This is a genomic window from Aureispira sp. CCB-QB1 (genome assembly GCF_000724545.1).
Taxonomy (GTDB): domain Bacteria; phylum Bacteroidota; class Bacteroidia; order Chitinophagales; family Saprospiraceae; genus Aureispira.
On sequence record NZ_JHBV01000032.1, the window covers coordinates 138,782 to 152,493 of the forward strand.

Sequence of the window (13,712 nt, forward strand, 5' to 3'; positions counted from 1 at the left end):
AATCATGATAACAAATTTAAAATTCGGATTTGTGATAAAATATAGTACAATAAGAAGCGTATAAAAAATAATAAAGTATTGAAAACCATTGAAATAATACAGCTTATGACCACCAGTGAATTGAAACACTTTGAAAAGAAAGTGCTCCATTCACACAAAAGAGCTTCTCTAAAGCGACTCTATGCTTATTTGAAGAAACATCAAAAAGTGGATAAAGAAATGGCTTTTTTTAAGACGTTTAATGCTCAGTATACTACTAAAAAAGATGCGTTGTTTCGAAATGAGTTAAGGTTGTTAAATCGAGAATTAGAGCTTTTTATGGTGGAAGAAGTTTGGCGCAAAAATCTGCGTATCAACTCAGATGAAACACAGCTGAGTTTGATGACAATTTATTTAGAACGAAAGGAGTTTTCTCTTTTTGAGCAGATATGGAAGAAGCTTTATAAAAAAGCCGTAGCAGAATCCTTATATTCCTTAAAAGTTAAGTTGATCAATTTGTTTTTTAGTTACAAAACAGCTTCATCAGAAGTTAACACTGCTTTGTATGAGGAGCTAAAATTGCTTACGGAAGAAGCCTTAAAAGCTACAGTTGCTCAAATGGAGATTGATTACAAAGAGTTAGAATTAAAAGATGCTTTTATTCAAGGCAATTTGTATGCCTTGAGCGGGCAAAAGTATGATTTTCGACGGGGACCTCATTATTATAAAAGAGAGAACTACTTGGATAGCGATACTTTAGTTGATTTTTTGGATTATAGAATTCAAAGTTACTTCTTAAGCGGAACAGAAAAAATTAATATCCTTCAAAAGGCTCTAGCATGCGCAGAACCATTGCTAGCTCAATACCCCAAACACCCTACTTTAAAACATTCAATTACAATGGTAGAAATAACGGTTGGACTTGAATACTTTTTGCTGAAAGAATATCAAAAGGCAGATGAGTTGTATGTTCGTGCCTTGAACAAGGCGCAGATGTTGTCCACGCCCAAAAAGGCAGCCGTTTATTTTAATTACATTTCAAACTTGATTTGTCTGGAAGCTTACAATAGGGCGATCGAATGGTACGAGTCGAATGAAGGAGCGTGGAAAAAGGTTCCCCAAGTTATGTACCGTATACAATATATGTTATGTTGGGCTTATGTGATGCAGGGAGAATATCAAAAACCTATGGATATGCTTTTGGAACACAACATTCAACAGCGCCCCGAAAATGATTTTGTCTATGCTCGGTTGCTCTTGACAATCTTGTATTATTCTAGAAATGAATTAGAATTGGCTGAAAGAGAAGCGTATAACTTAATACAAAATCATAGATACAAAACGCCAAGAGAAGAGGTTTTTATCGCATACTCAAAGCTTATTTACCAACATATACAAGCTATTTATATCGTAGACGAAGGAAAACAAAAAGAGAAACTAACAGAGATTCAGGAAAAACTAGATGCGTTGTTTCAAAATAACTTTAGTTCTGCTTCTACAATGATGTATCGTTGGTTGAATCGACAAAATGAGCAAGCCCTTACTAAGCGTGGAGGCGAAAATGAAAATGAGCCACCTTTTCCTTGAATTGTATTTAAAAAGTGTCCTCTACACCTGAATCTTCTATAGCACCATTCAATGCTTCTGTATCTTGTTATTGGGTTATTTGTCACAGGAATAAACAAAGGGGAGGACAAATGCGAAAAGACCCAAGTAATCTCTCATAAAGTATTTTTAAATTTATATGTTAATGTAAATAGTTAGCATAGCCTTTTGATGTATTTTATTCGTTTTCTATATCATCAATAGTTCGTTGAAACCACGCAGTAGCAGCGAAGCTAACTAAAAGCGCAGCGCTCACGAAGTAAACTTTATTAGTTTACTTCGTGAGTGCTGCGCAGTTGATAATTAATAAGTTGTGTGTTTATTGTATTATGTGTTAAAATTTTGATTATCAAGTTAATATAAATGTGTTTTTTTGTTTTTTTTTTGTAAAAAAGTAAACAACTAAGCGATAGCGATCTCACGACCGCAGGGAGCTAATCAACGAACTACTATATCATTAGAAAGAAGTCTTAATGGAGTGCTATAAAATTGACTGCATAGACAATAGGTTTATATGTATTATTATAGTATGCAAGGTGAAACTATTAACCATGTCAATTGGTTGGATACCTGTGTAGCTCCCGATGATAAACGAGTAGCAGGCTTTTCTATACATGGATTTTCTAGCAGAAATTGTATAACAAGCCTATATTTGCTTATTTTGTGGCTCTAAATATGGTAAGAGTCAATGATTCAATCATCACGTTTAATTATTAATAAATCAATAAGTTATATGAGTAATATCGTGCGTTTCTTTATGTCTACTGTTTTTATTTTTGTTGTGTTAATATCTTGTGAAACAGATCCTTGTGAAGGTGTGTCTTGCGATAATGGCGTTTGTGATGCGATTTCTGGAGAATGTATTTGTAGTCGAGGATACCAAACAGATCTGAATGGAATTTGTACGGTAACATGGACAACAAAAATGATTGGTTCTTATACTGTATCGGATAGCTGTACAGGACCCAATGCAGGAACAACTACCTATAACAGTACCATTGCTGCGGTAGATGAGGCTAATTTAACCTTATCTAATTTGGGTAATACAGGACGTACAGTGCCTGCCACACATACGAACTTTACTAATTTTGAAATAGATTGGAAAAGTAACGACACGATTTTTTCAGGAACAGGAACTTGGGTAGTAGATACTTTGATCCGAATTGAATATATGATCAACGATACGACCAATCAACGAATAGATACTTGTTTAGCAACTTACACTAGGTTGTAAATTGAGGGTAAATGTCAAGCAATGAATGTGACAAGGGCGTACTGCTTTTGTCACATTTTTTTGTTGAAGGTGTAACCTATTATAATAATTCGTATTAATAGAGCAGCGCCTTAAATTCCACGATATAATTCGCTGAATAGATGACCTGTAGTTCTTAAAGTTTTGTCAATGGAAGGCAATTAATTTTATAACAATTAAAAAAATTGTTTTTTGCAAAAAAAAACAATGCCTACAATGCTAATAATAAGGCACTTTTGAACAAAATCTATGCTCACAGATTATCACCCAAAAACAAAACAAAATGTCAACTCGAACTATTTCTTTATTCGTTTTTCTTCTTTTTAGCCAAATACTATTCTCACAAAAAACGCATAGCATTACAGGTGTTTTGCAAGATGAGAATGAAGCCCCTTTGGTTGCGGCAACCGTAGTTTTGATGAACAAGATTGATTCTTCTTTTGCTAATTATGGACTGTCTACAGATAATGGAAAATTCAAATTAACAGGGGAAGCAAACAAAGAGTATCAACTTCAAATTAGCTATGTTGGATATGCTGCTTTTATAAAAGACATAACACTAGACAAAGATTATGACTTAGGAACAGTAGTACTAACAGAGGCGACCAATATGCTTGAGGCAGCTCAAATAGAGGCAGAGCATATTCCCATTCGGATGAATGGAGATACACTGGAATTTAACTCTGCTGCGTTTAATGTAGAAGCACACGATGATGTAGAGAAGCTATTGGAACAAATGCCAGGTGTTGAGATAGAGGAAGATGGAACCGTTAAAATTAATGGAAAGAAAGTAGAAAAAATCTTGGTGGATGGCAAAGAGTTTTTTGGTGAGGATGTCAAGGCTGCCCTAAAAAACTTACCAGCAGACGCCATCAAAAAGGTAGAGGTATTTGACAAAAAAACAGACCAAGAAGAACTAACAGACACCGATGATGAGAACGAAAGTAAGACAATTAATTTAACCTTGAAGGAAGACAAAAAGGTTGGTTATATGGGGAATATTGAGGGGGGATATGGTTATTATCCTGACAATCATTATTATCAAGGCAAATTAGGGATCAATTATTTTAACCCTAAAATGAGAATTTCTATTATTGGCGCTTCTAATAATGTCAACAAGGCTGGCTTTTCATATCAAGACTTTCAAGGAATGACAGGTGGTTATGATAATTTTATGTCTGGTTATTCGGGCATGTCGATTGGAAACAGTTGGAACGATCCTGTATTGAGCTTATTATGGGGCAATACTTCTGGAGAAACTCGGGCTATTACAGGTGGTTTTAATGTGAACTTTTTCATTTCAGAAAAAACAGAGTTAAGTGCTCATTATATGTATACCAATGCCAATAAGTCGATGTTGACCAAAACATTCCGTCGGTCTATTGCTCCCGAAAATTTTTATACCACCAATAGCCAAAATAGTCAGTTTTTGTTAGCACAACGTCATGTTTTTAATACCAAATTTTCTCATAAGTTTGACAGCACACAGGAAATTCGTTTGCGTTTAAAAATGAAGTATACTGATTCGGATGAAGACAATGACCGATATTCTGAAACACTGGGAGGAACCGATAGCTTAGAGAATGATATTAATCAGAATTCTCGAAAAGATGAAGTGGGAATGGGATTAATTTCTAATCTTCATTATCAAAAAAAATTACCTAAAAAAGGACGTTCTTTGTGGGCAAATGTAGCAATAGCATTGGCTAATAATGGCGATATCTTTGATAATTTTTCACAAACAAGATTGTATCAAAACCAACAAATAACAACGATAGACACTTTAAATCAAAATCAAACTTCTGCCAATGATAAGCAAGTGTATGGAGCTGAATTTGCTTATACAGAACCTTTGGGAGAGAAAAATCATTTTGAGTTTAAACTAAGAGCTGGGTTTAGTGTAGAAAATAACGACCGCAAGGCATATGATATCAAAGAACAGGTAGAAGTACTTAATAGTGCTTTGACAGATTTGTATCAAAAAGAGTATAATTTTCAAGCATTCACAACGGATTTTAAACATCAAGGAGAAAAGGTGTCGGTGAAATTATCAGCAGGAATACAACGCAGCGGACTTAAAGGAATCTTGGCTTCGAGTGCCACGGTCATCAATCAAACGTACTATTATCCTGTTGGTCATGCGAACTTCAAGTACAAATTTACAAAAAGCAAATCGTTGAATCTTAATTACCGAACGAATGTACAAGAACCCAATTTAAATCAATTGCAGCCCATGCTGAATAACCAGAACCCACTATCTATTGGTTTGGGAAATCCAAATTTGATTCCTGAATATAGACACAATGTGTGGTTAAGTTATAACTTATGGGATCAGTTGACATTTACATCTTTATATGTTTCTTTATATGGAAATCTAACACAAAACGCCATTACTAGTAAACAGACGATTGACGATAACTTTAGAAGAACCTACCAACCTGTCAATTTTGGAACAAGTTCTAACTTTGGATTCCACTTTGGATATAATGGTGAGATTAAAAAGATAATCAAATACAATATACGAGGAGGAGCTGGCTTGGGACAACAGCCAATTTTGCTGAATGAGGAAACTTCAGAACAATTGAACCACAATTATAATTTGTATGCATCGTTTGGAAATAAAAAGAAAAAAATAGTTGATTTATCTATTTCGGCAAGAGCAAACTTGAATAACTCCTACTATTCGCAGAACGATGCACTGAATGTTACGTCGCTCACGCATAGTTATAATGCAAAAGTAAGGGTAACAATTGCCAAGAAATGGCAACTCAAAACGAATTTTGAATATACTATTTTTGACGACTTGGGCTATGGTGAAAGCTTTGCTATTCCTATTTGGTCGGCAAGTGTTGGCCGTACCTTTTTTAAGGGAGACCAACTCAAAATTGAGTTGAGTGCAGAGAATATACTCAACGAGGCTTTCAGAATTAATCGCTACAATTGGGGAGCTAATATTACAGAGACTCAAACGAACCTATTGGGACGTTATTTTATGCTTTCTGTATCGTATAAGATTAATAAGATGGGAGGAAACCAACCATCACCAGCAGGAGGTGGGTTAATTCTTCTTGAATAAGTACAAACCTATCAATAGGCTAGTTGAGTGATCAAATCAGCTTTATAGGCAAAAAATAAACGTATTTTTTGCCTATAATTTTTAGATGATTGCTGTACTCAAAAAAACAATATCAGTTCATAAACAACGCAGTTAACATAAAAAAAACCTAAATTTGAAGTTTTAAAAAGTTCCGTGCAGCACCCTGTTTAGCACTAGCATTTTATCTTCCATCTTTATGAGACCATTTATCTTCTGTTTGTTTCTATTTTCTTTTTTTTATCCATCCTTACATGCGCAAAAAACAGCAAGCATAAATGGGAGTGTTGTGGACGAAGAAGGACAACCTCTGATTGCCGCTACGGTTGTTTTGTTGCATTTGCCCGATTCTAGTTTTTCTTCGTATGGTTTGACCAACGACGCTGGAAAATTTCAATTATCAGCTAAGAGGGATAGTACGTATTTGTTGCAAATAAGTTATTTGGGGTATCGTGCCTACTCCAAAACATTGTTACTCGCAACAGATACTTTGTTAGGAGTTGTGAAAATGGAGGCGGCAAATACTTTGTTGGATGGGGTAGAAGTTACAGCCGAACACCTTCCTGTTCAGATGAAAGGAGATACACTGTCTTTCAATTCTGCCGCATTTAATGTTCGGACACATGATGATGTAGGAAGCTTATTGAAACAATTGCCAGGCTTAGAGATTGACCCCAATGGAGTGATTACCATGAATGGCAAAAAAGTAACCGAAATCCTAGTAGACGGGAAGACTTTTTTTGGTGATAATGCTCAAGCTGCTCTTAAAAACTTATCCGCAGATGCGATTAAGAACATCGATATTACCGATACCCAAAAAAATAAACAAGGAGTTGAAACAACAGAGGATGAAAAAACAATTGATCTCAAACTCAAGGAGTCTGCTAAAACGGGGTTAATAGGAAATGTTGAATTGGGATATGGCTACACGTTACCGCCAAGGGTTGTGAAAAACTTGCCTGCGGAGTTGGGAAACCATCGATACAAAGGAGTGGTAAGCCTTAATTATTTCAACCCTAAATTTCGCACAACCCTGTTTGGTAATATTAACAATGTGAATGAATCAGGGCAAATAGATCCCGTGGGTGATATGAGGGGGGCTTCTAATAATTTGCGCCCAGGAATTATTCGATCTATAACATCTGGAATGAATATGAATATCTTTGCTTCTGAAAAAACAGAGTTAGGGTTGACGTATTATTATAATAATAGTTTGACAACCATTGAAAGAAACAGTTATAGAGAATCTGTATTGCCCAACAATGAGTACATAAGAAATAGCATAGAGCAAAACTTATCCTATCCACAAATGCATTTTTTATTTGCTAGTATCAAGCATCAAATAGATTCTTCTCAGCAAATAAGTTTTCGATGTCGGACAAGATACCAGATTGGAGGCAACAAAAGATCCATCAATGAGGAAACATTAGGAAGCAATGATTCTTTGGAGAATAGACTTAACCAAGCCTATGTCTCCGAGTCCATGCGTTTTTCGATTGCTCCTTCTTTAAATTACCAAAAAGAATTTCAGAAAAAAGGTCGAGAATTGGTTGTTAATATAGCCTCTGATTTTACTTTTAATAATAACGATTCTGAAAACAATTCCTTAACAGAGTTGTATAATGACAATGGGGTGTTAAAGGTTGTGGATACGTTACAACAAGAACAAATTGGTATGGGGGATAAACAGAATTACAATGGAAATATAACGTTTCGAGAACCAATTGGAACATCCAATAAGTTGTACTTTAAGCTCTTGGGAGGAATTAAAAACGAACAGAATGATCAAACTGCTTATGATATAATGGGGCAGCAACGAATTGAAAATACTGCTTTTTCAGATGCTTATTGGAGGCATTATAATTATCAAGAACTAAATATTACCTTCAAACGAAAAGTAGAAGCTTATCAGCTAAATATTGGTTTGGGCGTCAAGCGAAGTGCCTTAGAAGGTGTCGTAGCTTCCGCTTCAAGTCCAGTTATTCAAGCGTTTTATTTCCCAACAGGTAACTTTAGATTTCGGTATTACATCTCCAAAAGCAAAAAAATAACATTGACCTATCGGACTCGTTTTTCTGAGCCTCAGTTGCAACAACTACAACCGATTATTAACAACCAAAATCCCTTGGTATTGAGAATAGGAAACCCCGATTTGCAACCTGAATATCATCATAATATTCGGATTCGATTGGATTGGTGGGAACAATTGACTTTTACCAACTTCTATACCAGTTTAAATTTTAACTTAACACAAAATACAATTATCCAAGCCCAAACATTTGACGAAAATCTTAGAGCTATTTATCAACCTATCAATGATGGTCTGACTTATCGAGCAGGGATACATTTTGGTTATAATACTATTTTCAAAAAACTACAAATGAAGGTAGCTTTGCGAGGAGGAGCAAGTCTAAATCAACGTCCTCTTATGTTGAATGGGATTTTGACGGAGCAACTCAATCACGATTATAATGCAAGCTTAACACTAAGTAATAAAAAGAAAAAAATTGTAGACATTTTAGCTACCGCCAAACTAGTAGTTGGAAATGCTTTATATGCCAATAATAGTGAATTAAATGTTTCTTATATCAATCACAGTTACGCTGCGAAAGTTCGAGTAACGATTGCCAAAAAATGGAACTTGACCAGTAATTTTGAGTATAAGATTTATACCAATACAGGATATGGCGATGCGATTGCAGTACCTATTTGGACGGCAGGAATCAACCGAACATTTTTGAAAGACAATGTGTTGAAAATTGAGCTGATGGGAGAAAATTTACTTAATGAAGCTTTGCAAGTAAATCGCTACAATCAAGATGGTGTCATATCCGAACATCAATCGATTCTCCTAGGGCGTTATGTAATGCTGAAAATAAAATACCAAATTAAGAATTAGCTTTTTCTACTAAAAAATGATACCCAACTCCTCGAAGGGTTATAATTTTGATGTGTTTATCTTTCTTCAGATACCCCCGCAGTTTGGTAATATAAACATCCAATGTTCGAGAATTAAAAAAAGAGTCATCGCCCCAGACCTGATCCAATATATCTTGGCGGTTAATGGTTTGATTGATATTGTGGGCAAATAACTTGAGCAATTCTACCTCCTTGTGTGATAACGAAATGTTTTCGCCATCAAGGTGTTGCATACTATACTTGTGGGTAAAAAAAGTGAAATCACCAATGCGGATTTCATAGTTGTTGGTTGCCTCAGTTGCTGTTTTTTTAGAGGTTAATAATAAAAGATTTTCAATTCGAACAATCAACTCCTCGATACTACAAGGCTTTCGGATATAGTCATTGGCTCCAATTTTAAAGCCTTTCAAAACGTCATCTGTTTGGTCTTTGGCTGTAAGATACAAGATTGGAATGGTTGGATTGGCTGCTTTGATCATTTGTCCAATCTCAAATCCATCCTTATTCGGTAGCATTATATCTAAGACGCAAATGTCTGGTTCAAAGGCAAGAAATTCTTCTTCGGCAAAGCGACCATCTCGAACCAAGCAAACCTCATAGCCACGACTTTCTAAACTTTCTTTGATGATTTTAGATAAAAAAATCTCATCTTCCACATAAAAGATTTTTATTGCGCTCATGTTGTTGAATATTTAGGAAGTGAAATAGTGAATTGACTGCCTTCGCCTTCTTGGCTCCGAACCGTAACCGTTCCGTGATGTTGTTGTATGATATTAGAAACATAATTCAGCCCCAAACCATATCCTTTGACATTGTGTTGATTCCCTTTGGGAACTCTAAAAAACTTGTCAAAAATTTGATTCAAGTATGCCTCAGGAATTCCAATACCATTATCACTAACAACAATATTAGTTTGAGTTGGCGTATTAAAAACCTCTATTTGAATTTGGGACGGACGAGCAGCTTTGTATTTTAACGCATTGTCAATCAAGTTGTAAATAACATTGGTTAAATGAATTTTGTCTGCACGTACCAATAAATTTGCTTCTTGAAATGAAATTTCTAACTGCGCATTTTCTTGCTCTAATTGTAGTTGCAACGAATTAGAAATTGTTTGCAACAATGGTGCAATTGGAAAAACTTCGTAGTTGATTTTTAGAGCATCTTGTTCAAACAAGGAAGTTTTTAAAACTTTTTCTACTAAAATGGATAATCGATTGAGCTCATTTTTAGAAATGGTCAAGTATTCTTTTGTTCGTTCGGGATTGTCTAGACCATTAAAACTTTCGAGGGCTTCTAATGCTGCCGATACTGTGAAAATAGGTGTTCTTAACTCGTGGGTAATATTGCTAATTAAGTCATTCTTAATGGTAACCAATCTATTTTGTTCCTTTAAGCTGTTTAGCATGTAGTAAAAAGAAGCGGTGATGACAGTTAATAGCAGCAGGCTCATGAAAATTTCCAACCACATTTTTTTTAAGAGAAAAAAAGCAGCATAATCGAGTTCCAGTCTATATTTTCCTCCTGTTGCTGTTTCTGTAAAAAAGCGATCGTTCATCATGTCTTGGGTATTAATAGAATCTTCAAGGGCATGAATTTGATAACGTATAGGCAATTGAGCAAGTTTTAATTCTTGTTCTAATTTAGAACTAACGAGATTGGTGTCTAGAGAGAATACTTCCAAAAATTGCAACTGACTAGATGAAATGTTCTCAAAGAATGAATCGGAACTTTCAGAAACAAAGTCTATGTCTGTACTAATGGTAATTTGCGTATTTTGAGAGTCAATAGAATAAAAGCTGCTATCCTCTTGCTCGAATGTGATTTCGACATCTTGATGTTCTTGCTTACTTTTGAAAATAAATTGCTTAGCACCTGTCTTTTTTTCAATGGTTTTGAACTCATGAGGAACGCTATCTCCAAATGTTCGCTTAATGATGGATTGGATGTGTTCTTGTTTGTCTGTAAAACTACTAGAATCTGTTACTTCAGAGATGGTTGCAAAAATTAGTTTGGAAAAACTCTTTTCCTCGATGCCTTTGATTGATTTTAGCCACAAAAAACTCACTTCAGTTTCCAATTCTTCTTGTTTATCTTGATAGATGTTTTGTAGCCAAACGCCTAAAAATGCAATCAAAAAAAGAAGGCTAATACTGAAGAAAATAGTCGATTTTCTATATTGTTTCTCAAAATTCATACAACAAGATACATAAGATATTAATGCCGTGTCGAATTTGTTAACCTTATTTAACCTTACTCAACTTGACTTAACGTTCGAGAATGTAGCGATTTTGTTGGCTATTGTAAACAAAGGTATGTTTTTCTTGCCCAGAAGTTTGTATCAGTTCTTTAACACCATCATTGTCTACATCTTCAAAATGAATGGTATATTCTAATCCGATAGGCGTGCCATTATTAGGGCTTGGAGTAGGAGGCTGATTGGTACAAGAGGTATAGCGATTTTTATGGCTATAAATTAATTGCCCAACTTTAGATTGAAAAGAGAGAATGCGGTACGTTTTGGTACAACCATTTTTTTCAGGCTGTATTTGCTCATCTATAATTTCGTCTATACCATCTCCATTGACATCGACAATATGTTGTGCAGAAAAATGCTCAGAAACGTATAAAATGCCTGCTATTTTCCATGCCAGACCATCACAAACGATTTTAATTGCTTTTCGCCTGACTGGACTTTGGTTATGGTGTTGAAATGTATTGGTATAAAAGAGATAATCAATTTGATCTTTATTAGAAAAATTAGCTTTATAGACCCCTTCAATATCAAAGTATTGTTTAGCATTTTTGTTGATGTGTTGATGTGCAAGACGAACGGCTGGATGCCGAATATCAATGACATTGTTCTCAAAAGCCAATGCATTGCAAGAGGCTTGTATCGGTTCTATAAACTGTTTGCTTCCTTGATGGTAAAATAGTTGAATGGAAGAACTGTCAATGCTTGCTTGTTGAATGACTGTTTCTTGAGAATGCCCTCCTTGAAATTTTTTTACAAACCGTTTCTCTATGATGTAAGGTTCTGTCGGGTGTTCTATTAAATTTAATTGATAACGGATAAACGGTAAACCCATAGATTGTTGATAAAGACTCCAATCAATATCTTGACAATGATGTTGTTCACTTTTTTGATACAAAACATCAAGGTGATCTTGTTGAAAGGAGGCAATAGCACAGCCATCAATACATTGTTGATTAACATAAGAAAAACTATAGACCAATTCCAATAGACCATCTCCAGTAACGTCTATAAAATTTCTTTCAGATAGATGAATACCAGGAGGGAGGTTGTCTTGTCCAACAATTTGCCACTGTGACTGTTGGCAAACCAATTTAAAGATTTGACGTTTGGTCGTTGTTCCTTTGGTTGTTTGTTCTTTTAGCCACAAAACACAATCCATTTGTTCCTTTTGAGAAAAAGCTCCTGTTATTACTCCTCCAATTTGAAGCCCTTGATGTTGTGTCGTGGAAATAATTTCTTGAAGCAACAGCCCCAACTCTTGTTCAGAAGGAGGAGTACAAGAACGCTGAGGAACCTGTCCCTGACTTAGCAAAATATTAGGAAAGTAGCTAAGAACAGTTGTTAAAAAGAAATAAAAAATAAATCGATAGAGACTTAATTTCATGTAAAAAAAGTTAATCATAAAGTTTACCTGTGACCAATAAACTACCTGTTTTTTAGTAGACTATCACCTAAGATACAAAGTATGTATTGAAAATAGTGCCAAGCCGTCTAAACTTGTTTTCATTTTTTAGTTCTCTGAAAAAATTTGCAAAAAATAAAGGTCTATAGTATCCCTAAAAATGCTGTTTTAACCTTAATTAACTTTATTCAACACCCCTTAACTTTTCTTCCCTCTACCTTTGTAAGGTCGAATAGCTGCACGAATTATAAACAAGTAGTTTGGCTATTCAATGGCTGTTTGTTGGCAAAATGATCGACACAAGATGCTCAAGAGTAAATTAAGCAGCCTACAGATAATTCAATCATAAACTTATAAAATCAACTAAGAATGAAGTCATTATTTGCAAGCGTACTTTTATTATTATTAATCAGTCCAGCTTTTTCACAAAATACAGAAGGAACCATCCATTACACAGAAACCATACAATTAGATATCAATTTAGAGGAATTAAAAAACCTTCCAGAAGAAATGAAGGCACAAATACCAACAGAGCAGTCTTCTCAAAATGTACTAACCTTTCATCCAGAGGCATCTTTGTATACCAATAGTCCAGAAGAGACAGAGCAAGATATATCCTATCAAGATGGGGATTCAGATATTGATTTTGAAATAAAAATGGAAGTTCCAGAAAGTGCTTATTTCTACAACATTAAGAATCGATCTTCTATAGAAAGCCGAGAGCTATTTGGAAAAAAATTCCTAATTGGCGAAACCAAACCTGAAAAATGGAAAATAACAAAAGAAACAAAGGAAATATTGGGTTATACCTGTACTAAAGCTACCACAACTTCTTCAGAAGATGGAGAAACGGTAGAAGCTTGGTTTACTAATGCTATTCCTGTAGAAGTGGGACCTAGTAGTTTTCATGGGTTACCTGGTGCAATTCTAAGTGTCCGTATGAAAGATGGTACCTATAAGATTGATGCGACTAAAGTAGAATTTAAAAAAGTAGATCGAAAAGAAATTGTCGCCCCTAAAAAAGGTAAAAAAGTAACGGCTGCTCAATTCAAAGAAATTGTAGAACAAAAACAAAAAGAAATGGCGGATGAATATGGTGGAGATGGCAATATTATTATTCAAACCGAAACAATTGAACGATAAACCATAACCAATAATAGCTTGTGCTTTTGAGTGATAGATCATGCAGTGTAAAAGCTGCATG

Annotated in this window: 8 protein-coding genes; 5 read left to right on the top strand and 3 right to left on the bottom strand. The window is 35.0% G+C overall.

Annotated features, from left to right (window positions below; genetic code table 11):
- Window positions 1-105 precede the first annotated feature (105 nt).
- The 4 genes from CG11_RS17540 (at window position 106) to CG11_RS17555 (ending at window position 8,829) form a co-directional block, all read left to right on the top strand.
- A complete protein-coding gene (locus tag CG11_RS17540) occupies window positions 106-1,566 on the top strand; it encodes a hypothetical protein (RefSeq protein WP_052598111.1) in 1,461 nt (486 codons plus the stop codon).
- Window positions 1,567-2,317: 751 nt separating this feature from the next.
- Window positions 2,318-2,818, top strand: coding sequence for a hypothetical protein (locus tag CG11_RS17545; RefSeq protein WP_156039816.1), 501 nt, complete (start codon window positions 2,318-2,320; stop codon window positions 2,816-2,818).
- Window positions 2,819-3,119: 301 nt separating this feature from the next.
- Window positions 3,120-5,912 carry an outer membrane beta-barrel family protein gene (locus CG11_RS17550; RefSeq protein WP_052598115.1) on the top strand — a complete coding sequence of 931 codons (2,793 nt, stop codon included), beginning with the start codon at window positions 3,120-3,122 and terminating at the stop codon, window positions 5,910-5,912.
- A 217-nt stretch (window positions 5,913-6,129) separates the two neighbouring features.
- Window positions 6,130-8,829 (top strand): TonB-dependent receptor, encoded by a 2,700-nt coding sequence (locus tag CG11_RS17555; RefSeq protein WP_052598118.1) that lies wholly within the window; start codon window positions 6,130-6,132, stop codon window positions 8,827-8,829.
- On the opposite strand, the gene CG11_RS17560 is transcribed toward CG11_RS17555, so the two are convergent.
- The 3 genes from CG11_RS17560 to CG11_RS17570 all read right to left on the bottom strand — a co-directional run bounded on the left by CG11_RS17560 (window position 8,819) and on the right by CG11_RS17570 (window position 12,490).
- Entirely contained in the window at window positions 8,819-9,529 is a 711-nt protein-coding gene (locus tag CG11_RS17560) for a response regulator transcription factor (RefSeq protein WP_052598121.1), read from the bottom strand. The genes CG11_RS17555 and CG11_RS17560 overlap by 11 nt on opposite strands.
- Window positions 9,526-11,046, bottom strand: coding sequence for a cell wall metabolism sensor histidine kinase WalK (locus CG11_RS17565; RefSeq protein WP_052598122.1), 1,521 nt, complete (start codon window positions 11,044-11,046; stop codon window positions 9,526-9,528). The genes CG11_RS17560 and CG11_RS17565 overlap by 4 nt, the downstream gene beginning before the upstream one ends.
- A gap of 70 nt (window positions 11,047-11,116) precedes the next feature.
- A complete protein-coding gene (locus tag CG11_RS17570; protein WP_156039817.1) occupies window positions 11,117-12,490 on the bottom strand; it encodes a hypothetical protein in 1,374 nt (457 codons plus the stop codon).
- 387 nt (window positions 12,491-12,877) lie between these two features.
- On the opposite strand from CG11_RS17570, the gene CG11_RS17575 reads away from it, so the two are divergent.
- Window positions 12,878-13,651: a GLPGLI family protein gene (locus CG11_RS17575; protein ID WP_052598125.1), complete on the top strand. Its 774-nt coding sequence runs from the start codon at window positions 12,878-12,880 to the stop codon at window positions 13,649-13,651.
- The last annotated feature ends 61 nt before the right edge of the window (window positions 13,652-13,712 follow it).

Excerpts from the sequence above, each read along its gene's own strand:
- CG11_RS17540 (WP_052598111.1), top strand. The coding sequence starts at position 106 with ATGACCACCAGTGAATTGAAACACTTTGAAAAGAAAGTGCTCCATTCA.
- CG11_RS17545 (WP_156039816.1), top strand. The coding sequence starts at position 2,318 with ATGAGTAATATCGTGCGTTTCTTTATGTCTACTGTTTTTATTTTTGTT.
- CG11_RS17550 (WP_052598115.1), top strand. The coding sequence starts at position 3,120 with ATGTCAACTCGAACTATTTCTTTATTCGTTTTTCTTCTTTTTAGCCAA.
- CG11_RS17555 (WP_052598118.1), top strand. The coding sequence starts at position 6,130 with ATGAGACCATTTATCTTCTGTTTGTTTCTATTTTCTTTTTTTTATCCA.
- CG11_RS17560 (WP_052598121.1), bottom strand. The coding sequence starts at position 9,529 with ATGAGCGCAATAAAAATCTTTTATGTGGAAGATGAGATTTTTTTATCT.
- CG11_RS17565 (WP_052598122.1), bottom strand. The coding sequence starts at position 11,046 with ATGAATTTTGAGAAACAATATAGAAAATCGACTATTTTCTTCAGTATT.
- CG11_RS17570 (WP_156039817.1), bottom strand. The coding sequence starts at position 12,490 with ATGAAATTAAGTCTCTATCGATTTATTTTTTATTTCTTTTTAACAACT.
- CG11_RS17575 (WP_052598125.1), top strand. The coding sequence starts at position 12,878 with ATGAAGTCATTATTTGCAAGCGTACTTTTATTATTATTAATCAGTCCA.